16 protein-coding genes, 1 tRNA gene and 2 pseudogenes are annotated in these 21,924 nt (G+C 62.6%); 9 read left to right on the forward strand and 10 right to left on the reverse strand.

Annotation, left to right across the window (positions count from 1 at the left end; genetic code table 11):
* Positions 1-360: 360 nt before the first annotated feature.
* The 6 genes from C3F42_RS09650 to dapA form a co-directional block, all read right to left on the reverse strand.
* Positions 361-870, reverse strand: a complete 510-nt coding sequence (locus C3F42_RS09650; protein WP_094010062.1) for an acyloxyacyl hydrolase — start codon at positions 868-870, stop codon at positions 361-363.
* A gap of 601 nt (positions 871-1,471) precedes the next feature.
* Positions 1,472-1,561: transfer RNA gene (locus tag C3F42_RS09655), tRNA-Ser, on the reverse strand.
* Positions 1,562-1,652: 91 nt separating this feature from the next.
* Entirely contained in the window at positions 1,653-2,363 is a 711-nt protein-coding gene (purC, locus tag C3F42_RS09660; RefSeq protein ID WP_004375217.1) for a phosphoribosylaminoimidazolesuccinocarboxamide synthase, read from the reverse strand.
* A 29-nt stretch (positions 2,364-2,392) separates the two neighbouring features.
* Positions 2,393-3,151 carry an MBL fold metallo-hydrolase gene (locus C3F42_RS09665; RefSeq protein ID WP_023630556.1) on the reverse strand — a complete coding sequence of 253 codons (759 nt, stop codon included), beginning with the start codon at positions 3,149-3,151 and terminating at the stop codon, positions 2,393-2,395.
* Complete coding sequence (gene bamC / locus C3F42_RS09670) at positions 3,152-4,267, reverse strand: outer membrane protein assembly factor BamC (protein WP_028692996.1); 1,116 nt, start codon at positions 4,265-4,267, stop codon at positions 3,152-3,154.
* A 17-nt stretch (positions 4,268-4,284) separates the two neighbouring features.
* A complete protein-coding gene (gene dapA / locus C3F42_RS09675; protein ID WP_094010077.1) occupies positions 4,285-5,172 on the reverse strand; it encodes a 4-hydroxy-tetrahydrodipicolinate synthase in 888 nt (295 codons plus the stop codon).
* A gap of 260 nt (positions 5,173-5,432) precedes the next feature.
* Here dapA and C3F42_RS09680 point away from each other — a divergent pair, with 260 nt between their 5' ends.
* Together C3F42_RS09680 and C3F42_RS09685 are read left to right on the forward strand one after the other, a co-directional pair.
* Positions 5,433-5,993 (forward strand): glycine cleavage system protein R, encoded by a 561-nt coding sequence (locus tag C3F42_RS09680; protein WP_038705592.1) that lies wholly within the window; start codon positions 5,433-5,435, stop codon positions 5,991-5,993.
* A 10-nt stretch (positions 5,994-6,003) separates the two neighbouring features.
* Entirely contained in the window at positions 6,004-6,477 is a 474-nt protein-coding gene (locus C3F42_RS09685; RefSeq protein WP_023630922.1) for a peroxiredoxin, read from the forward strand.
* Between the two features lie 45 nt (positions 6,478-6,522).
* Here the strand turns inward: C3F42_RS09685 and C3F42_RS09690 are convergent, their stop codons facing one another.
* Positions 6,523-7,593 (reverse strand): AI-2E family transporter, encoded by a 1,071-nt coding sequence (locus tag C3F42_RS09690; protein WP_023630921.1) that lies wholly within the window; start codon positions 7,591-7,593, stop codon positions 6,523-6,525.
* A gap of 177 nt (positions 7,594-7,770) precedes the next feature.
* The gene (locus tag C3F42_RS09695) at positions 7,771-8,010 is read right to left on the reverse strand and encodes a sulfurtransferase TusA family protein (RefSeq protein WP_023630920.1); all 240 of its coding nucleotides are present in this window, start codon (positions 8,008-8,010) and stop codon (positions 7,771-7,773) included.
* Positions 8,011-8,116: 106 nt separating this feature from the next.
* Here C3F42_RS09695 and C3F42_RS09700 point away from each other — a divergent pair, with 106 nt between their 5' ends.
* Positions 8,117-9,553 (forward strand): M48 family metalloprotease, encoded by a 1,437-nt coding sequence (locus tag C3F42_RS09700; RefSeq protein ID WP_038705591.1) that lies wholly within the window; start codon positions 8,117-8,119, stop codon positions 9,551-9,553.
* 129 nt (positions 9,554-9,682) lie between these two features.
* On the opposite strand, the gene nadA is transcribed toward C3F42_RS09700, so the two are convergent.
* Complete coding sequence (nadA, locus tag C3F42_RS09705) at positions 9,683-10,741, reverse strand: quinolinate synthase NadA (protein ID WP_046856750.1); 1,059 nt, start codon at positions 10,739-10,741, stop codon at positions 9,683-9,685.
* Between the two features lie 244 nt (positions 10,742-10,985).
* Complete coding sequence (locus C3F42_RS09710; RefSeq protein ID WP_094010078.1) at positions 10,986-12,497, reverse strand: YdgA family protein; 1,512 nt, start codon at positions 12,495-12,497, stop codon at positions 10,986-10,988.
* A gap of 425 nt (positions 12,498-12,922) precedes the next feature.
* On the opposite strand from C3F42_RS09710, the gene C3F42_RS09715 reads away from it, so the two are divergent.
* The 6 genes and pseudogenes from C3F42_RS09715 to C3F42_RS09735 all read left to right on the forward strand — a co-directional run bounded on the left by C3F42_RS09715 (position 12,923) and on the right by C3F42_RS09735 (position 21,894).
* Complete coding sequence (locus C3F42_RS09715) at positions 12,923-14,275, forward strand: APC family permease (protein ID WP_094010079.1); 1,353 nt, start codon at positions 12,923-12,925, stop codon at positions 14,273-14,275.
* Positions 14,276-14,550: 275 nt separating this feature from the next.
* Positions 14,551-15,552: pseudogene (locus tag C3F42_RS30220) on the forward strand (chemotaxis protein); the annotation flags it as partial.
* Between the two features lie 396 nt (positions 15,553-15,948).
* A pseudogene (locus C3F42_RS30225) lies at positions 15,949-16,458 on the forward strand (methyl-accepting chemotaxis protein); the annotation flags it as partial.
* Between the two features lie 291 nt (positions 16,459-16,749).
* Complete coding sequence (locus C3F42_RS09725; RefSeq protein ID WP_094010081.1) at positions 16,750-18,519, forward strand: phosphoethanolamine transferase CptA; 1,770 nt, start codon at positions 16,750-16,752, stop codon at positions 18,517-18,519.
* Between the two features lie 481 nt (positions 18,520-19,000).
* Entirely contained in the window at positions 19,001-20,554 is a 1,554-nt protein-coding gene (locus tag C3F42_RS09730; protein WP_094010082.1) for an amino acid permease, read from the forward strand.
* Between the two features lie 53 nt (positions 20,555-20,607).
* The gene (locus C3F42_RS09735; RefSeq protein ID WP_094010083.1) at positions 20,608-21,894 is read left to right on the forward strand and encodes an FAD-binding oxidoreductase; all 1,287 of its coding nucleotides are present in this window, start codon (positions 20,608-20,610) and stop codon (positions 21,892-21,894) included.
* Positions 21,895-21,924: the final 30 nt, after the last annotated feature.

Consider the following 21,924-nt stretch of genomic DNA (forward strand, 5'->3'; position numbering starts at 1 on the left):
CTGGGGTTACATACACTCACAAGTGTCCAGACTAAAACTAAGCCAGTTCAGCCACTGCTTAATCGTTACAGGATCGGTAGTTTGCATCGTCTGCGCCGAGCGGCCTGATCGAAGGCGACCACTTGATGCTTGAACTAGAAGAGGCAATGGAAAGCGCCGAGCTTGAATACGGTATTTTGCGTAGCGATTGGACAAGCCGGCAAGCGATCTCACCGAAATAGGGTTTGCGGCGCTAGTGAATGAAGCTGTTTTTTACAGCGAGGACAAGCAGTTTCCATGGACTGGCAAATGTCGAAATCGTCTCTTCACCGCCGGTTTAAAAAAAAAGCCCGCGCAAGGCGGGCAAAGAAGGGGGGTCGGTTAAATCTGGTGGCTGTAGAACAGCGAGTAGGATTCAATACCGTCGTTGGGCTGCTTGATCCCTGCGTTGGAATAATGAATGGCGCGAAGGCCTACCTTTTGGGTTTCACCAATTTTCAGGCCGGCCCCGAGACGGTCTTCGAAGTTGAACGCCGAGCCGAACTCTTGATCGCCTGCCGCCGTTCCGGAGAATACCGCGACACCAATGCCCGCTTCCACGAACGGTTTAATATGGCCGTTACCGAATTCATAGACAAAGACCGGAGCGAACGAAAGCGAGTGTGCTCCGCCGGAAGCATCACCAGCTTCCCAATAGGTGTAACCCGCGTCCCAGTAGCCAGTCAGGCGCCCTGTGCTCGACTCGAACCAGCTTTTATCCCAGTTAAAACCCAGGCCTGCACGAGCGGTGATGCCGCCTTGGCTCGTCGCGCCAATGGCACCAGATAACTCCGCAGCGCCAGTTGTCGCGGCAAAAAGGGACAGCATCGCCACAGCGATGAATGTTTTCATGATCACGGTCTTCCATGGTTTGTTTACTTAGCTAGCGATCAGAAGCAAAGTGACATCAAAACGTTCAATACTTTTAAATTTTTTTTGTCGCGTTTGCCGGAATGCTTGTAGACGCGGGTGCTCCTGACCGACTCGTCACTTGATTTGCTGAGTGTCCAGCGCCCACCAAACATGCCGAGATGCCACGGCGCCAGCGGCTGATGACAAGCCTCCAGGGCGCGAAGCTGACGTAGGTCGACTATCGCACTCCTTGCTACCCTTCGGCATTCGAGTCGTTCGACAAGGGTCGGTCCAGGTCATCTCTGGCATGTAGCAGTCCAGGGCCCCGACGAGCGCTGTGCTCTCGTCATCGCGCATGTAGACGAAGCGCGCAGGCAACATGTCGCCTTCGGCAGCCCATCGCCGGGCTCAGCCTTGGATCCGGGGGGGCAAGCGGTTGGGTTTTGCCTGCGATGGATCTGGACGCGCCAGGCCTCGCCGCGCTTTTCGTGGTACGCCTCGGCGGGATGACTTCGAATGCTTGGAGGAATATCACCCTCCCCCAAAATGCACCCGGACGAAAAAAGCCCCGAGGGCTATACAGCGCTCGGGGCCTTCAATATGGCGGAGAGATAGGGATTTGAACCCTAGGTACTGTTGCCAGTACAACGGATTTCGAATCCGTCCCGTTCGACCACTCCGGCATCTCTCCAATGGCGCGCATCATACCAGCGATTTCGTTTCTGGCAAATCTTTTTTGAAAAAAATTCGCGTGGTATCAGGCGCTTGCGTGAACGCGCCGCTTACAGCGGCACGCCCAGGCGCTTGGCCACTTCTTCATAGGCTTCGATCACGTCGCCCAGGCCCTGGCGGAAGCGGTCCTTGTCCATCTTCTTGCGGGTCTCTTTGTCCCACAGGCGGCAGCCGTCCGGGCTGAACTCGTCGCCGAGGACGATCTGGCCGTGGAACACACCGAACTCCAGCTTGAAGTCGACCAGCAGCAGGCCTGCGTCGTCGAACAGCTTGCTCAGCACTTCGTTGACCTTCAGCGACAGTTTCTTCATCTCTGCCAGCTGCTCGGCAGTGCCCCAGCCGAAGGCAACAACGTGGGATTCGTTGATGAAGGGATCACCCTTCTCGTCGTTCTTCAAGAACAGCTCGAAGGTGGACGGCTCCAGCTTGATGCCCTCTTCCACGCCCAGACGCTTGACCAGGCTGCCGGCGGCGTAGTTGCGTACCACGCACTCGACCGGGATCATGTCGAGCTTCTTAACCAGGCATTCGTTGTCGCCCAGCAGCTTGTCGAACTGGGTCGGCACGCCGGCTTCTTCGAGCTTCTGCATGATGAAGGCATTGAACTTGTTGTTCACCATGCCCTTGCGATCGAGTTGTTCGATGCGCTTGCCGTCGAACGCCGAGGTGTCGTTACGGAACAGCAGGATCAAGCGGTCGGCGTCGTCGGTCTTGTAAACCGATTTGGCCTTGCCGCGGTAGAGTTCGTCGCGTTTTTCCATGATGGGCTCCGCTTGCTTGAGTAGGTGGGCTAGGCGATTTGGCGCCAGTCGAGCCCTTGATCCTGATTCGCCACCTGGAGCCAGTCCGGGTCGCACCCGAGGGCGTCGACGAAGCACTGGCGGGCCAGATGTGGCAGGTTGTTCTTGCTGCTGAGGTGGGCCAGCACCAGGTGCTGCAGGTTTTGCCAGCCCAACTCGGCCACCAGGCTCGCGGCCTGGTGGTTGTTCAAATGTCCCTGGCTGCCGCCGACCCGCAGCTTGAGAAAGCGCGGGTAATGCCCACGAGCCAGCAGGTCGCGGCAATGGTTGGCTTCGATCAGCAGGGCATCGAGCCCCTGATAGCGCTCCAACAACTGCGCGTCGTAACTGCCCAGGTCGGTGAGCATACCGAAGCGGCGGCGACCGTCGCTGATCACGTACTGCAACGGCTCGTAGGCATCATGCTCGACCCGTGCCGCGCTGACCTGCAGATCGCCGATCTGCACGACATCGCCGCAACCGAGAAAACCGGCCACCTCCACCGGCTTGCGCATGCCGCGCAAGGTGCCCTGGCTGAGGTAGACCGGTACATTGTAGCGCCGTGACAGCAACCCCACGCCATGCACGTGGTCGGCATGTTCATGGGTCACCAGCACCGCGCTCAGCTGCGTGGCCGACACCCCGAGCAGCGACAGGCGCCGCTCGGTCTCGCGCAGGGAAAAGCCGCAATCGACCAGGATGACCGTGTCACCACTGGCGATAAGCGTGCCGTTTCCCTGGCTACCGCTTCCCAGAACCGCGAAGCGCACTTAGCCCAGGTGGTCCTGGATCGCGCTCAGCACGCGGCGGGCGACATCGGCCGGTGCCACGGTGTTGATGTTCTTCTCGACGGTCACCTGGACGTTCTCACCCACCTTGCTCAGGCGTACCTGATAGCGCTCGGCGCGGGCTTCACGCTCTTCCTTGCTCGGCTCGCTGCCGAACAGGCGGCTGAAGAAGCCTGGCTCCTTTTGCTTGTCGTCGGGTTTTTCGGACAGGTTGATGTAGTACAGACCCAGGCTGCGGTTGATGTCTTCGACACGCCACTCGCCCTGTTCCAGGGCGCGACCGACGCCGGACCAGGCGCGGTCCAGGTCGGACCCCAGGAACAGCACCGGGTTGCCGCTGCCGTCCTCGCTCAGGCTGACCTGGCTCGGGGCATCGAAGTCGCGCGCGGCCAGCAGCGAGACCGACCCGCCCTTCTCGGCGCTGCGGTTCATGCTGGCGAGCATTTCGTCGACCAGCAGGGCGTCGGTGCCGGTATTGCTGGAGGCGGAGGGGAAGTCAGGCTCGGCAGTGCTGCCGGCTGGGCGCTCGACGCTGACCACGTACACCTCGGAAGTGTTGCGCTGCACGCCGGGCTCCATGCGTACCCGCACGCGGACTTCGCTGTCCGGGCTGCTGGAGGTGCTGGCCAGGCGCTGGCCGAGGGAGGCCGACAGCTCGTCGAAACGCTGCCAGGTGGTGTTGAATTCGCCGGTCTGCGGGCGCTCTTCAGCGATGCGGAAACCGTTGTCCTCAAAGAACTGGCGAGTCACCGGCCAGACTTCGGCGGGCGAGCGCTGGGCCAGCACCCAACGGCTGTTGCCGCTGCGCTGCAGGCTGAAATCGCTGATGTCGGCGGTGGCCGACAGCGGCTGTGGACGGGGTACCTCGAACTCGCCAGTGGCGCGATCGTCGGCCACGTTGCGCGGGATCGGCAGCAGCGGATCCAGGCGCTTGACGTTGCTGGCGTCCGGCGGCAGCTGCATCGGCGCGGTTGGCTGCGCCTGCAGGTAGTCGCTGCCACGGTCGCGGAAATAGCCATCCTCGCCCCACAGCCAGCCGCACCCGCTGGTGCTGGAAATGATCAGGGCGAGAGCGGAAAGACCAGCCAGTCGCTTCATGCGGTGTACTTCCTCGATTAAACCAGTACGCCGGACTGGCGCAAGGCAGTACGGACTTTTTCGTGACAGCCTTCGCTCAGCCAGGTCAGCGGCAGGCGGATACCTTGTTGCATCAGACCCATTTCAACCAGCGCCCATTTCACCGGGATCGGGTTGGCTTCGCAGAACAGGTCCTTGTGCAGCGGCATGAGTTTTTCGTTGATTGCGCGGGCCTTCTCGGCATTGCCCGCAAGGGCGGCCTCGCACAGGTCGGCCATTTCGCGCGGGGCGACGTTGGCGGTGACGGAGATGTTGCCCTTGCCGCCCATCAGGATCAGCTCGACGGCGGTCGGATCGTCGCCAGACAGGACGATGAAGTCCTTGTCGACGCCGTCCAGGATCTGTTTGGCACGGGCCAGGTCGCCAGTGGCTTCCTTGATGCCGATGATGTTCTTGACTTTCGACAGCCGGATCACGGTCTCGGCCTGCATGTCGCAGGAGGTGCGGCCGGGCACGTTGTACAGGATCTGCGGGATGTCGACGGCTTCGGCGATGTGCTTGAAATGCTGGAACAGGCCTTCCTGGGTCGGCTTGTTGTAGTACGGGACTACCAGCAGGCAGGCGTCGGCGCCAGCATTCTTGGCGTTCTGGGTCAGGTGCACGGCTTCGGCGGTGGAGTTGGCACCGGTACCGGCGATCACCGGGATCGGCTTCTTGCTGTGCTTGACCCGCTCAACCACGTGCTTGATGACCAGGATGTGTTCTTCGACATCCAGGGTGGCGGACTCGCCGGTGGTGCCGACAGCTACGATCGCGTGGGTGCCGTTTTCCAGGTGGAAGTCTACAAGTTTGTCGAGGCTTACCCAGTCCAGACGCCCTTGTGCATCCATGGGTGTGACCAACGCCACCATACTGCCCGCAATCATGTAATTGCTCCTGCCGGAAAAAGAGAGCGGTAATGGTACTGGCGCCATCGGCCTTGCACAAGCGAAGCAGGCGGGCGGAGCATTCCCCTTCGCGCCGCTTTTCGCTACCCTTGATCCTTTGATCGATACAGCGCGGCCCGTCGGGCCGTCGACAGTGCTCCTCGCCTGCGTCCACCGCCGCCTAAACCGGCCGGGGCCCTGCTGGAAAAGGAGGCTTGCCCCCGTCCTGTACCGACCGCTCATCGCTTTAGGAATGCTGCATGTCCACCCCCACCGTTCGCGAACAATTCCTCGTCATCAGCGCCCTGGGCCCCAACCCCATGGAGCTGGCCAACGTCCTCAGCCGCGCGGCCTTCGACAATCGCTGCGCGGTGGTCACCTCGCGCCTGTCGCGCCACGGCGAAACCAGCGCCCTGGTGCTGCAGGTCGGCGGCAGCTGGGATGCCCTGGCCCGCCTTGAGGCCACCCTGCCGGGCCTGGGCAAGAAGCACGGCCTGACGCTGGACGTGGTCCGCAGCGCCGACCAGGAGGTGCGCCCGCAGGCCCTGCCTTACGTGGCCTACGTCAGCGCCGCCTATCGCCCCGACATCATCAACGAGCTGTGCCAGTTCTTCCTCGACCACCGCGTCGAACTGGAAGCCATGACCTGCGACACCTACCTCGCCCCGCAGACCGGCAGCAGCATGCTCAACGCCCAGTTCACCGTGATCCTGCCAGCCGGCACCCAGATCAGCTGGCTGCGCGACCAGTTCCTCGACTTCGCCGACGCCCTGAACCTGGACGCGCTGATCGAACCGTGGCGCCCACAGAACCCTGTCTAAGGAAGCTCCCATGGCCGTAGCAATCGACCAACCCGTCGCCGATTTCCAGGTCCAGGCCACCAGCGGCCAGACCGTCAGCCTGGCTGAGCTGAAAGGCCAGCAAGTGGTGCTGTACTTCTACCCCAAGGACAGCACTCCGGGCTGCACCACCGAGGGCCAGGGTTTCCGCGACCAGCATGCGGCATTCCAGGCCGCCAACACCGTGGTGTTCGGCGTTTCGCGCGATGGCATCAAGTCCCATGAGAACTTCAAGGCCAAGCAGGCCTTCCCCTTCGAGCTGATCAGCGACAAGGACGAGGCGCTGTGCCAGCTGTTCGACGTGATCAAGCTGAAGAAGCTGTATGGCAAGGAGTACCTGGGCGTGGACCGCAGCACCTTCCTGATCGACAAGGACGGTGTTCTGCGCCAGGAATGGCGTGGGGTGAAGGTGCCCGGGCATGTGGATGCGGTACTGGCTGCGGCCGAGGCCTTGAACAAGGCCTGATACCGGATACCGTGGGAGCGGGCAAGCCCGCTCCCACGAGTAGCCCTAAAGCATCGGCGCCACAGACGTTTCCTGCCGCGGCCAGGCATCCAGCACCGCCTTGAACAGCGTCGCCAGCGGGATCGCGAAGAAGATCCCCCAGAACCCCCACAGCCCGCCGAACAGCAGCACCGCGCAGATGATCGCCACCGGGTGCAAGCTCACCGCCTCGGAAAACAGTAGCGGCACCAGCACGTTGCCATCGAGCGCCTGGATGATCGCGTACACCGCCATCAGGTAGATGAACTGGTCGCCCCAGCCCCACTGGAACAGCGCGATCAGGGTCACCGGCACCGTCACCACCACCGCGCCGACATACGGCACCACCACCGACAGCCCCACCAGCAGCGCCAGCAAGGCGGCATAGTTGAGCCCCAGGCTGATGAAGGCGATATAGGTGGCAATCCCGCAGATCAGGATCTCGATGCCCTTGCCGCGGATATAGTTGGCGATCTGCCGGTTCATCTCGTCGCCCACCCGGTTGAGCAACGTGCGCTCACGCGGCAGGTAGCCACTGACCCAGCGCCCGATCAGCTCGCGATCCTTGAGGAAGAAAAACACCAGGATCGGCACCAGTACCAGGTAGATCATGGCATTGACCAGCAACGGCAGGCTCGACAAGGAGAAGGTCAACGCCCACTGGCCGAACTTGCCGATTTCACCGCGCACCGACTCGATGGCGCGCAGCACCTGCTCGTCCGACACCAGGTGCGGGTAGCGTTCGGGCAACAGCAGCAATAGCGACTGCCACTTGCCGAGCATGCCGGGCAGCTCGTTGAACAAGGTGATCAGCTGATGCCAGAGCAGCGGCACCAGCACCAGCATGAACACCGCCAGCGCACCCATGAACAGCGCGAACACCAGCCATACGGCCAGCCGCGTCGGCACCTTCAAGCGCTCCAGGGCATTGACCAGCCCCTGCATGAGAAACGCCAGGACCATGCCCGCCAGCACCGGCGCGAGCATGCCGCCCAGGGTCAGCACCACGGTGAAGGCCAGGAACAGCAGGACCGCCAGCACCACCGCCTCCTCGTCGGAGAAGTAGCGCTGCATCCAGTCGCGAAGTACTTTGAACATTGACGATCCTAGGTTCTGTACGAAAAGCCTTGAGACACAGGTCAGGCAAGGCGAAAACAGCCGCGGAACGGCCGGGGTCGCGCCCGACTGTACTAGAGTACATGAGCATTCCGAGGCTGTTTTCAACGCAGCATGAACAAGTCTCAAGGCTTTTCGTATAGAGCCTAATGAAGGGAATCAGGCCTTGCGCAGCCAGTAGGTGTAGACCCCGGCCTCGGCCGTTTCATGCAGCAGCGTATGACCGGCCAACTGGGCGAACGTGCGGAAATCGCGCTGGGAACCGGCATCGGTGGCGAGCACCTTGAGCACCGCGCCGCTGGCCAGGCGATTGAGCTCCATCTTCGCCTTGAGCAGCGGCAATGGACAGTTGAGACCGCTGGCATCGAGCTCGGCGTCACAAGTCGGGGTGTCACTCATCGGGCAGCGCTCCAGAACCGCATGGGGAAGGCCGCTAGGATACCGCCACTGGTCGGCATCGCGCGACCCGGCTACAGTAAGGCTTTTGACCGACGCGAGCTTCTGCATGAATCTACTGCGCCCCACCCTGTTGACGCTGGCCTGCCTGATGGCCCTCCCCGGCCACGCCGACGACCTGCCGTCACTGGGCGACGCCAGCTCCGCGATCGTCTCGCCACAACAGGAACACCAGCTCGGCCGCGCCTGGCTGAGCCTGTTGCGCGGCCAGGTGAACCAGCTCAACGACCCGCAGCTCAAGGACTTCGTCGAGACCAGCGTGTACAAGCTGGCCGAGACCAGCCAGCTGCAGGACCGGCGCCTGGAGTTCATCCTTATCGACAGCAAGGAACTCAACGCCTTTGCCGCACCCGGTGGCATCGTCGGGGTCAACGGCGGCCTGTTCCTCAATGCCCAGACCGAAGGCGAGTACGCCTCGGTACTGGCCCACGAACTGGCGCACTTGTCGCAACGCCACTTCGCCCGGGGCGTCGAAGCCCAGCAACGCATGCAGCTGCCGATGATGGCAGCCTTGCTGGCCGGCATCGTGCTGGCGGCGGGCGGCGGCGGCGATGCCGGCATTGGCGTGATCGCCGGCACCCAGGCCGCGGCAATCCAGGAACAGCGGCGCTTTTCCCGGCAGAACGAACAGGAAGCCGACCGTTTCGGCATCCTCAACCTGGAAAAGGCCGGCTACGATCCACGCAACATGCCCAGCATGTTCGAACGCCTGGCCCGCCAGTACCGCTACGATGCCAAGCCGCCGGAATTCCTGCTGACCCACCCGGTCACCGAATCGCGTATCGCCGACACCCGCAACCGCGCCGAACAGGCGCCAAAGGGCGGCGTGGAAGACAGCCTGCGCTACCAGTTGATCCGCGCCCGCGTGCAGCTCACCTACGAAGGCACGCCGGGCATGGCCGCCAAGCGTTTCCGCGCCCAGCTCGACGAAACCCCGAACATGGATGCCGCCCGCTACGGCCTGGCCCTGGCGCAGATCAAGGGTGGCCAGCTCAACGAAGCGCGGGAAAACCTCAAGCCACTGCTGGCCAAGGCGCCCAACGACATCACCTACAACCTGGCACAGATCGATCTGGACATCACCAATAACCGCCTGGCCGACGCCCAGCAGCGCGCACAGCGCATGCAGGCGCTGTACCCAGGCAACTATCCGTTGAAACAGGTGCGCGCCGATCTGCTGGTCAAGCAGAACAAGCCGGCCGAAGCGGAAAAGGTGCTGGATGACTTGGTCAAGAACCGCCCGGACGATCCGGACGTCTGGTACGACGTGGCCGAAGTGCGCGGACTGTCAGGCAACACCATCGGTCTGCACCGCGCCCGCGCCGAATACTTCACCCTGGTCGGCGACTTCGACCAGGCGATCCAGCAGCTCGACTACGCCAAGCGCCGCTCGGGCAGCAACTTCCCGCTGGCTTCGCAGATCGACCAGCGCCAGCGCGAGATCATGGAGCAGCAGCGCATGGTCAAGGAAATGATGGGGCGCTGATACACAGCCAGAAAAAATCGCGGGGCAAGTCGGGTCGCCGCATCGCCGCTCCCACGCCAGGTATCACCGTGGCGTGGGAGCGGCGATGCGGCGACCCGCGACTTGCCCCGCGATGGTTTGTGCAACCAGTCAGGCGTTACCGGACAACTTCAAACGCGCCGCCTGGGTGAAGTCGAGCATGCGGTTCAACGGCTTGATCGCCTTGGGGATCAGCGCCGGCTCGACGAAGATCTCGTTGCTGCCATTGCGCAGGCAGTCCAGCACCCGCTCCAGGGTGTTCATGGCCATCCACGGGCAGTGCGCGCAGCTGCGGCAGGCCGCGCCGTTGCCAGCGGTCGGCGCCTCGACGAATTCCTTGTCCGGGCACAGCTGCTGCATCTTGTAGAAGATGCCGCGGTCGGTGGCGACGATGAAGGTCTTGTTCGGCAAGGTCTGCGCCGCCTTGATCAGCTGGCTGGTGGAGCCTACCGCGTCGGCCAGCTCGATCACCGCTTCCGGCGACTCCGGATGCACCAGGATCGCGGCGTCCGGGTACAGCGCCTTCATGTCGGCCAACTGGCGCGACTTGAACTCTTCATGAACGATGCAGGCGCCATCCCACAGCAGCATGTCGGCACCGGTCTGCTTCTGGATGTAGCGGCCGAGGTGTTGGTCCGGCCCCCAGATGATGGTCTCGCCGTTGTCCATCAGGCTTTCGACGATTTCCAGCGCGCAGCTGGAGGTCACCACCCAGTCGGCCCGGGCTTTAACTGCCGCGGAAGTGTTGGCGTAGACCACCACGGTGCGCTCGGGATGCTGGTCGCAGAAGTCCGAGAACTCCTTGACCGGGCAACCCAGGTCGAGGGAGCAGGTCGCTTCCAGGGTCGGCATCAGCACGCGCTTTTCCGGGGTGAGGATCTTCGCCGTCTCGCCCATGAAGCGCACCCCCGCCACCACCACAGTCTCGGCGGGGTGATTCTTGCCGAAGCGCGCCATCTCCAGCGAGTCAGACACGCAGCCGCCGGTTTCCTCGGCCAGGGCCTGGATCACCGGATCGCAATAGTAGTGGGCCACCAGCACGGCGTTCTGCTTCTTCAGCTCGGCAGCGATGGCCGCACGGTAATCGGCCTCCTGCGCGGGCGTCAGCGGGTTGGGCTGCTTGGCATCAAGGTGCGCCTGGACCAACAGGCGTTCGGAAATCTGGGTCATGATCGCTGGACCTGCAGGGCGCTTGAGCGCGTCAGTCGAGTGTATCACCCGGCCCTGGCAGATCGGCTAGCGGTGCCGGACGGCCAGCGTCTCGGCCCCTCTGCGGGCGCGGATTATTGTCGGACGCGAAGGCTACAGGCAATCGGAAGGATGCAAAAGGGGTTTTTGCAGCCCTCCGTCGCGGGGTAAGTCGGGTCGCCGCATCGCCGCTCCCACGATGATGGGAGCGGGTCTGCCCGAGAGGTCAGCCCTGCGGCTGCAACGCCGCCAGGTGGCCGCTGATCAGCATGGCGAACTCTTCGACGGTCATCTTCTTGCCATTGAAGTCGACCATGCCATCAGCGTATTGCAGGCTCGATACCACATCAGTGCCTTCTACCGTGGCCATGCCGCTCTGCAATGCCATCATGCCGACCATTTCACCGGCCTGACTGGACTGCTGGGCGATGGCCTGGGCGTCGGTCTCGCCCTCAAGCAGGGCTTGCAATGTGGTCAGGTCGGCGACCATCGGCTTTGAAACGCTGAGCTTGGCCTTCAGCTGGGTCAACAGCTGCTTGCCGAGCTGGTCAGGGGGCAGGTCGAAGGAGCTGGGGCTGGCGAAGTCCATTGCCAGGTTGAAGTGGCTTTCGCCATTGGCGGTCTTGAATGCCAGCTTCTCCACGGCCACCTGGGGTTTGGCCACCAGCAACCGCTGCAGGTCGGCCTGGACCTTGGCCTGTTCCTCGGGGGTCATTTCCAGCGACGGGGCCTCGCCCTCGGCCGCCGCCTGCTGCATCTGCGGCAACTGGGTCTGGTACCACTCCATCAGCGCCTGCATGGCCGCGATGTCGATGGACTTCATGGTCAGGACCATTTCTGCGCTGCCGACCTTGCGCCCGGCGTAGCTGATGTCGGCAACCTTGTATTCCAGGCGCCCGGCCAGCTTGTCCTTGGCCTCGCCCTCGGCGTTGTACAGGTTGTTCTGCTGCAGGCCCTTGAGCACCAGCACTTCCTGCTTCGGCCCGAAGGTCACCTGGGTGTCGGCCAGGGCCAGGTCGAAGTTGCCGACATAGACCATGTCGTGGGCGGTTTCGTGGAGCTTGCCACCGGCCTTGAAGCCGTTGAGCAGGATCTTCACCGGCGCCTGTTGCTCATCGACGAAATTCAACTCCAGGTGCTCGGCATTGCCGTGGATCTCCACCGCCTTGCCGTCGCGGTCTCCGCGCAGTTGCAGTTGCAGGCCGGAGAAGTCCAGGACGTTGCCGTCGTCTTCCTTGAGCGTCACCGGCGCCAGGCGGATATCGCTGTCGACGCTGCCGTTGTAGCCGAGGCTGACCTGGGCGGTGACCGGTGCCTTGTCGCCAGCGGCAGTGAACCAGCCCTCGGTGAAGTCATCCTTGTCCAAAGCGCTGTTGCTGGTGGCCATGACCGGCATCAGCTTGAACGCCTTGACCCGCGACCAGGGGAACGGGCCGTGCTCGATCTGGTCGGTCACGCCAACCTGGAAGTTCAGCGCCTCGGCCTCCCCGAGCTGCACGTTCTCGGCCTTCAGACGGTAGTGCGCGGTGCTGGTGAAGAAGTGCTGGTCCAGCGAGACCAGCTCGATGGTCATGCTGCCGCCGTTGCCTGCTAGGGCCTTCTTCAGCTCTTCGTTGCCGCGCGCCACGGAGCGTTCCAGCTCCGCGGGCAGTTGCTTGCCGGTGTACCAGGCGCCAGCGGTGGTTGCAACGGCGATGGCGAGCGCCAGGCCGGAAAGGATGCCTACTGATTTCTTCATGAATAGAACCGATTGCTGTCCATAGGGAGGGCGATTGGGCGGACCACGGAAACGAGGGCACGCGGGGTGGCAAGAATACCATCGGCACCCGGCCGGCGCGGTAATGCTTGCTGGATTTCGTTTGTCGGCACCCCAAGGACAGCCTGCCTTGGCCAAAAGAAATGTAAATTTTTACGAACATCAAAATCGACTTACGATCCGCTCAATCGGCCAATAACAGTGCATAACGGCCAAAAAAACCGATTCCCCTTCCATCCAACTGACTACCTGTCATGTTTAACTTGACACCCAAACGACCATCGTTGTTTATTTCGCGCACCCTGCAGCTCCAACATAAAAGGTGAACAACATGGAGCCCATCCGCTCGACCTTGTCGTGCCCGTCACTCGCCGTGCCCGTTGTTTCGACACAGGAGCAGCGCCCGCATGCAGCCTGATCACAGCGCTCCCGGCGATGCCCAGTTCCGCAAGTCCCTGCGCCTTTGGCACGTGGTGATCATCGGCCTGGCCTACCTCACCCCGATGACCGTGTTCGACACCTTCGGCATCGTCTCTGGCATCACTGCCGGGCATGTGCCCAGCGCCTACATCCTGGCCCTGGCCGGCATCCTGTTCACCGCCGTGAGCTATGGCACCCTGGTGCGACGCTTCCCGCAGTCGGGCTCGGCGTACACCTACACCCAGCGCGCCATCAATCCACACGTGGGCTTCCTGGTCGGCTGGTCGTCGCTGCTGGACTACCTGCTGCTGCCCATGGTCAATGCACTGCTGGCCAAGCTCTACCTGTCGGCAATGTTCCCCGAAGTGCCGGCCTGGGCGTGGGTGGCCGGCTTCGTCACCCTGATCAGCCTGATCAACATGCGCAGCATCAACCTGGTGGCGCACTTCAACCTGCTGTTCGTCGCCGTGCAGGTGGCGATCATTTCGGTATTCATCTACCTCTGCTGGCGCGGCCTGGGCCATGGCGAAGGCCTGGGCACGGCCTGGAGCCTGGTACCGTTCGCCGATGACCAGACCCAGTTCGCCGCCCTCGCCGCCGGTGCGACCATCCTGTGCTTCTCGTTCCTGGGCTTCGATGCAGTGACCTGCCTGTCGGAGGAAACCCGCGACCCGGGCAAGACCATCCCCCGGGCGATCTTCCTCACGGCGCTGATCGGCGGCGTGGTGTTCATCGGCGTGTCCTACTTCATCCAGGCCTACTTCCCGACCATGCAGCGCTTCCACGACCAGGAAGCGGCCCTGCCGGAAATCGCCCTGTACGTCGGCGGCAAGCTGTTCCAATCGGTATTCATCGCCTGCACCGTGATCAACACCATCGCCTCGGGCCTGGCCTCGCAGACCAGCGTGTCGCGCCTGCTGTACGTGATGGGCCGCGACAACGTGATCCCGGCCGGGGTGTTCGCCCGCCTGCACCCGCGCTACAAGACCCCAGTGCTGAACATTGCGGTGGTCGGCCTGATTTCGCTGTCGGCGATCTTCTTCGACCTGGTCACCGCCACCTCGGTGATCAACTTCGGCGCGCTGGTGGCGTTCAGCTTCGTCAACCTCTCGGTGATCAACCACTGCTATATCCGTGAGAGGCAGAACAAGGGCCTGACGAACAACCTCAAGTATCTGGTGGCGCCGACGATAGGCTTCTGCATCATCGTCTCGCTGTGGCTGGACCTGAACGAACACTCCTTGCTGTTCGGCGGTGTCTGGGCCCTGCTTGGCGTGCTCTACCTGGCCTGGCTGACGAAGGCCTTCAGGGTTGCGCCACCGAACTGCATCGCCGAATGACCCCATCGACGCCCGCCTGACCGCGGGCGTTGTGTTTGCCCGAGAAGGAAAAGCCCATGTCGCAGCGAAGTCTGTCCATCCAGTGGAAGATCACCCTGCTCGCCGGCCTGTGCCTGCTGGCCATCGTCGCCCTGCTGGTGACTACCTCGCTTACCCAGGCGCGGCGCAGCGCAGCGCAGGTGTTCCAGGCCAATACCGAACTGCTCGACCACAGTGCCCGCCTGCGCTTGCAGGCCCACGGCGAAGCCCAGGCCCTGCGTATCCAGCGCTACTTCATGGATGCCTACCAGTACGGCAACGGCTTCGCAAGGCTGGTGCAGGCACTCAAAGCTCGCGGCGGTGACGACCTGCGTGCCGAACTCAGCCGCGAGGCTCGCGCCACCCTGGCCGGCAACACCGACCTGATCGGCCTGTATCTGGTGTTCCAACCCAACGCCCTGGACCAGCAAGATGCGCGCTTCGTTGACCAGGCCGAGAATGGCAGCAATGACAGCGGCCGCTTTTCGCTGTACTGGTCGCAGCCGGGCAGTGGCGCCCTGGAGGTGGAGACCATGCCCGAATCGATGCTCGCCGACACCAGCATCGGCGCCAATGGCTCGCCTTACAACCGGTGGCTGACCTGCCCTCTGGAGACGGCAAAGGCCTGCGTACTGGACCCGTATTTCGATGAAGTCAACGGTCATCAGGTACTGATGACGAGCATCGCCCTGCCGTTGCTGGACAACGGCAAGGTGGTGGGTGTGGTCGGCCTGGATATCGGCCTGGACAACCTGCAGCAACTAAGCCTGGCGGGTCGCCAGGAGCTGTTCGACGGCCAGGGCCAGGTCAGTATCATCAGCCCCGCAGGGCTGCTGGCCGGCCACAGCCAGGATGCCGGCCAGTTGAGCAAGACGGTACAGCAAGCGTTCGGCGCCAGCGCCATCGCCCTGGCAGCGCCGCTGCGCGCCGGCCAGGCTGTCGAGCGGCTGGACCAAGGCACCATGCGCATTTCCCGGCCCTTCACGCCAATTCCCGGCGCGGCACCTTGGCAAGTACTGCTCGAATTGCCCGAACAGGTGCTGCAAGCGCCTGCGGTCACTCTCAACCAGCGCCTGGATAGCCAGAACCAGCAGGCCAACTTCGTCAGCCTGCTGATAGGAATGGTTGCGGCCGTGCTGGGCCTGTTGCTGGTGTGGCTTACCGCCCGCGGCGTAACTCGGCCGATCCTGGCCGTGGCTGCCCGCCTGCAGGACATCGCCAGCGGCGAAGGCGACCTGACCCGACGCCTGGAGTACGCCCGCGATGACGAACTGGGCCAGCTCACCGGTTGGTTCAACCGTTTCCTCGACAAGCTCCAGCCGGTGATCGCCCAGCTCAAGGCCTCCCTGCATGAGGCCCGCGGCACGGCAGACCAATCGGCGCTGATCGCCAGTCAGACCAGCGATGGCATGCAGCAACAGCACCGCGAGATCGAGCAGGTAGCTACCGCCGCCAACGAGATGAGCGCTACCGCCCACGACGTCGCCCACAATGCCGCCCAGGCGGCACAAGCCGCGCGCGGCGCCGACCAGGCGACCCGCGACGGCCTGGCGCGAGTGACCGCCACCCGCGAGGCGATCGGCCAGCTGGCGGGCGGCATGGACGCGGCCATGGACGAGGCGCGTGCCTTGGCAAGCCGCGGTGAGCAGATCGGTTCGGTGCTTGAGGTAATCCGTGCCATTGCCGAGCAGACCAACCTGCTGGCACTCAATGCCGCCATCGAGGCTGCCCGCGCCGGTGAGGCTGGGCGTGGTTTCGCAGTGGTCGCCGACGAGGTGCGCAACCTGGCTCAGCGTACGCAGGTATCGGTAGAGGAGATCCGCCAGGTGATCGAGGGACTGCAGCAAGGCACACAGGACGTGGTCGGTGCCATGCATGCCGGCCAGCGCCAGGCTCAGGACAGCGCGGCGCAGATGGAGCAGACCTTGCCGGCGCTGCAACGCATCGGCGAGGCGGTGACGGTGATCACCGACATGAACCTGCAGATCGCCTCGGCGGCCGAGGAACAGAGTGCCGTGGCTGAAGAAGTCAATCGCAACGTGGCGGGGATTCGCGATGTGACCGAGGCGTTGTCTGGACAGGCCGACGAATCAGCACGAATCAGCCAAGCGCTGAACCGCTTGGCCAACCAGCAGCAAGTCTTGATGGAGCAGTTCCGGGTATAGCGCTGTGTTACGCCTGATCGTTATCCACAGATCAACTTCTCCCCACTCGCCACCGCTACGCCAACCCAGCAGCCCTAAAGCCGCGACTTCAGGAGCCACCTTTTGGCCTCCTGAAGCCGCAAGCTGTATCGCCTGAACGATCACGCGCCTGGCAACAACAAGCTCACCTGCCATATAGAGCACTCGTCGGTCTCTGCGGGCCTTTCATGAATTGTTGACGATCTTTTCACGCCGCCCCCTTTAGCTTCGCCTGCCAACCGATCCGGCAGGCAACCGCTCTCTGAGGCACACGTGTCCCGCACAACTCTTCCCGCTCGCACATCCATCGACTGGCCTGGCCTCGGCTGGCTCCTGCTGTTCTTCTGGTACTTCTCCGGCGTGACCCAGGCCTTGCTGCTGTTCAGTGGCACCACCGGCTTCGCCGGCTTTCGCGATGCCCTGTTCCTCAGCAGCCTGTGGCTGGCCCCGGTACTGCTGCTGCCACGCCTGACCCGCCCGCTCGCCGCAGTGATTGGGCTAGTGCTGTGGGCTGGATCGCTGGTGGGCCTCAGCTATTTCGGCATCTACCGGCAGGAGTTCTCACAAAGCGTCATCTTCGTGATGTTCGAATCCAACACCGCTGAAGCCGGCGAATATTTCAGCCAGTACTTCAGCACTTGGCTGTGCCTGGGGCTGCTGCTCTACAGCGCGATCGCCGTGCTGCTGTGGCGGCGCATCCGCCCGGTCACCCTGCCGCTGTACAGCCGTCTGCCGGTGGTTGCGGTGCTGCTGACTGCGACCCTGGGCTACCCGTTCTACAAACAGATGGTCTCCCAGCAACGCAATTTCGCAGACGCTCGCGAAAAGGTTGAACAACGCATGGCGGCTGCAGTGCCCTGGCAACTGGTGGTCGGCTACCGGCAATATCGACAGCAGTTGGACAACATGCAGGCACTGCTTCAACAGAACGCCGCCCTGCCGCCCCTGCAAAACCTCAAGGACAGTAGCGGCGACGCGCCGCGCACCCTGGTGCTGGTGCTAGGCGAATCCACCACACGCGAACACATGCATTTGTACGGCTACGACCGCGACACCACGCCGAACCTCGACGCCCTGGCCGCTCACGACAAAGGGCTCACCGTATTCCGTAATGTCGTCTCGCCACGCCCCTACACCATTGAGGTGATGCAGCAAATCCTGACCTTTGGCGACCAGCAGCACCCTGACCGTTTCCTCACCGACCCATCGCTGATCAACCTGATGAAACAGGCTGGCTACAAGACGTTCTGGATCACCAACCAACAAACCATGACCAAGCGCAACACCATGCTCACGACCTTCTCCCAGCAGACGGACGTGCCGGTCTACCTGAACAACCAGCGCAACCAAAACGCCAGCCAGTATGACAGCGTGGTGCTGGAACCTTTCGACAAGGCCCTGCGCGACCCCGCCGACAAGAAGCTGATCATTGTCCACCTGCTCGGCACGCACATGGACTACCGCTATCGCTATCCCGCCCAGTTCGATCATTTCAAGGACGCGACCGGCGCGCCGGCGGCGCTGGCACCCGAACAGGTACGCACCTACAACTTTTACGACAACGCCGTGCGCTACAACGACTTCGTGGTCTCAGACCTGATCAAGCGTTATTCGGCAAGCACGCCGAACGGCTTCCTGCTGTACCTGTCCGACCACGGCGAGGATGTCTATAGCTCCGGCAACCATGATCGCCTGGGCCGCAACGAGGCCAATCCAACCCGGCCGATGTACACCATCCCTTTCCTGCTCTGGACCTCGCCCAGCTGGCAGGCGACGCACCCGCGCGACCTGCAGGCGATGGTCAACCGTCCGTACAGCAGCGCACACCTGATCCATACCCTGTCCGACCTGGCAGGCCTGAGCTACGACCGCTACGAGCCGGCCAAGAGCCTGGTCAACGACAGTTTCACCGCCAGCCCGCGCTGGATCGGCGACCCGTACGCGAAAAATGGGCTGCACAAGTTCGACAACCTGCCCGGCACCCAAGCCAAGCCAGAACAACGGACCGCTAGCAGCAGTACGCTTCACCCTGACGAAGGTTGACTGCCCGCGACCAGGAAGCCCCCATAGCACGCCCTTCGCTTGAAGGGCTCCCCCCAAAAACCGATATCTGGCCTCCAGGTATCGGTGTTTTTTGCCGCTAAATGATGAATAAATTTCCGGCATATTGTTTCGTACATTTCATACCGATGACAAAACGACAATATAACAAAGCAAAATGACGTCTATTGCCCTCAGTAAATATGGGCAATTCAGTTGGATGCGTGCAACTAAACGGTTTTACTCAGGAAAATATGACGAAACCATGTATTCCAAAAAGTAATGATGTAGCAACTAATTGTCGTTTGTTGCGAACACCTTTCAACGCCAATACTGATTTCAATCAAAGCAATCGTTCCGCGCCGCAGCTCTGGAGAAGCTGTAGGCAGATCGAGGGCCTATCCGCCCGACAACTGCAAACTTGAAGTGGTCAGTTCACAACAAAAACAACAACTCACTCGCATGCAGATCCAATAGGTTGCCCATGACCCATTCGTACAACAACGGAAGTTTGACTGCAGCAGCCCCACCTTCCGGACACCTGAAACGCACCCTCACCAGCCGTCACCTGAACATGATCGCCATTGGCGGCTCTATCGGGACCGGCCTGTTCGTATCCTCTGGCGCCACTATTGCCCAGTCCGGCCCCGGTGGCGCGCTGCTGGCCTTCGCGGTGATCGGCCTGATGGTGTATTTCCTGATGACCAGCCTCGGCGAGCTGGCCGCATGCATGCCGGTCAGCGGTTCGTTCTCTACCTACGCCTCACACTACGTGGACGAAAGCTTCGGCTTCGCCCTGGGCTGGAACTACTGGTATTCATGGGCAGTGACCATCGCCGTGGACCTGGTGGCCGTGCAGATCATCATGGTCTACTGGTTCCCGGACACCCCGGGCGTAATCTGGAGCGCAGCCTTCCTGGTCCTGCTGTTCGCCCTCAACGTCGCCTCGGTGCGCTTCTTCGGCGAAGCCGAATTCTGGTTCGCGCTGATCAAGGTCGTCACCATCATCCTGTTCATTGGCGTGGGCATCCTGATGCTGCTGGGCATCCTTGACGGTGGGCAGGAGGGCGGCACCCACCTCTGGCAGCTCGGCGATGCGCCGATCGCCGGCGGCCTGCCTGCCCTGATCGGCGTGGCGATGATCGTCGGCTTCTCATTCCAGGGTACCGAGTTCGTCGGCATCGCCGCAGGCGAAACGGAAAACCCTGGGCGCAACATTCCCAAGGCAGTTCGCCAGATCTTCTGGCGCATCCTGCTGTTCTATGTGTTCACCATCATCGTGATCGGCCTGTTGATCCCCTACACCGACCCCCGCCTGCTCAAGGACGGCCTTTCGGACATCACCATCAGCCCATTTACCCTGATTTTCTCAAAGGCTGACATGCTCGCCGCCGCCGCAGTGATGAACGCGGTAATCCTGACCTCAGTGTTGTCCGCCGGCAACTCGGGCATGTACGCCTCCTCGCGCATGCTCTACAGCCTCGCCCTGGAGCGCAAGGCGCCGGCGATATTCGCCCGGGTGACGCGCAGCGGCACCCCGGTGTGGGCGCTGCTGGCAACTGCAGCGGTCGCCGGCCTGTGCTTGCTGAGCTTCCTGTTCAGCCCCGGCAAGCTGTACCTGTGGCTGCTGAACACTTCCGGCATGCTCGGCTTCATTGCCTGGCTTGGCATCGCCATCAGCCACTACCGCTTCCGTCGCGGATACCTGTTCCATGGCAACGACCTGGCGAAACTGCCGTATGTCTCGAAGTACTTCCCATTCGGCCCCCTGTTCGCCTTCGGCCTGTGCATGGTGGTGATGCTCGGGCAGAACTACCAGGCCTTCATCGGCGGCCAGATCGACTGGATCGGCGCCTTCGCCACCTATGTCGGGCTGGTGCTGTTCGTGGTGGTGTGGCTCGGACGCAAGCTGCTTACCGGCTCCAGGGTGGTGCGCTACAGGGAAATGGATTTCTCCTATATCGAGACACGCAAGACCCAACACAGCAACGCAGAGCCCTGCGTCGAGGCGGTCGCGGCCAGCCAGCAGCCCGCCTGAAAACTCCATTGGCGGACCCGCCTCGGTCCGCCCACCTGCGTCATGGAACCCTTATGAACAGCACCCTCGACTCCTACTACGAAGCCAGTGCCAGCAGAACCCTCTACCCTGCCCAAACGGGACGCACCGATGCCCGTGTGTGCATCCTGGGCGGCGGTCTGGCCGGGCTTTCGACCGCGATAGGGCTTGCCGAGCGCGGAGTGAGCGACGTGACGATTCTTGAATCACAACGTATCGGCCACGGTGCCTCGGGGCGTAATGGCGGCTTCGTCTTCGGCGGCTACAGTCTCGGCAGCGCGGACTTGCTGTCGGCACTGGGCGCCGACGAGGCCCGCAAGCTGTATCGACTGACCCTCGAGGCCGTCGACCTCATTCGCGAGCGCACCCATCGCTACGCCATCGATTGCGATCTGGTCGACCAGGGCGTGATCCTCGCCAACTGGTTCAACGACCCATCGCGCCTGGACAAGCCGCGCCAGTTGATGAAGGAGGCCTATGGCGTCGACTGGCAATACATCACCCCAGGCGAACTGAAGGAACAGCTCAGGACCGGACGCTATTACGGCGGGTTGCTGGAGCGCAACGCATTCCACTTCCACCCGCTCAAATACGTCTGCGGCATCGCCGAGGCTGCCACCCTAGCCGGGGTGACAATCTACGAGCAGTCGCCGGTGACCGGCATCGAAAAGAAGGCTGGCGGTTACATCGTGCGCACCCGCCAGGGCGAGGTTCATGCCGAGGAGGTCGTGTTCAGCGCAGGGGGCTACGCCCGAGGCGTCTACCCCCCGATCGAGCGCGCCGTGCTACCGATCGCCACCTATATAGTGACCACTCCACCACTGGGCGCGCACCTGCCGGATGCCATCAACTGCCAGTCGGCCATCTACGACACACGCTTCGCCTTCGACTACTACCGCCCGTTGAAAGACACCCGGATCCTCTGGGGTGGACGCATCTCCATCCTCGACCGCGGGCCCCAGGCCATCGCCAGGTTGCTCAAGGCTGACTTGGTCAGCGTCTACCCGCAACTCGAAGACGTGGAACTGGAATACGCCTGGGGCGGCTTGATGAGCTACGGACGCCACCAGATGGCGCAGATTGGCCAGGATGGTAACGGCATATGGCATGCGGTCGGATTCGGCGGCCATGGCATGGCACCGACCACCGTTGCCGGCGAAGTCCTGGCGCAGGCCATCGCTCACCGCCAGCCGATCCCGAGCGGTTTCAGCCAGTTCGGCCTAGACCGGACCTTTGGCGTGGCCGGCCTGCTGGCGGCGCAGGCCACCTACACCGCTTATCAAGCACGAGACGCCTTCGATGCACGGCGCCTAAACCGCTGACGTCGGCACGCCATTGCTGGAAATGCCTAG

Source organism: Pseudomonas sp. PONIH3, from assembly GCF_002934345.1.
Taxonomy (GTDB): Bacteria; Pseudomonadota; Gammaproteobacteria; order Pseudomonadales; family Pseudomonadaceae; genus Aquipseudomonas; species Aquipseudomonas soli.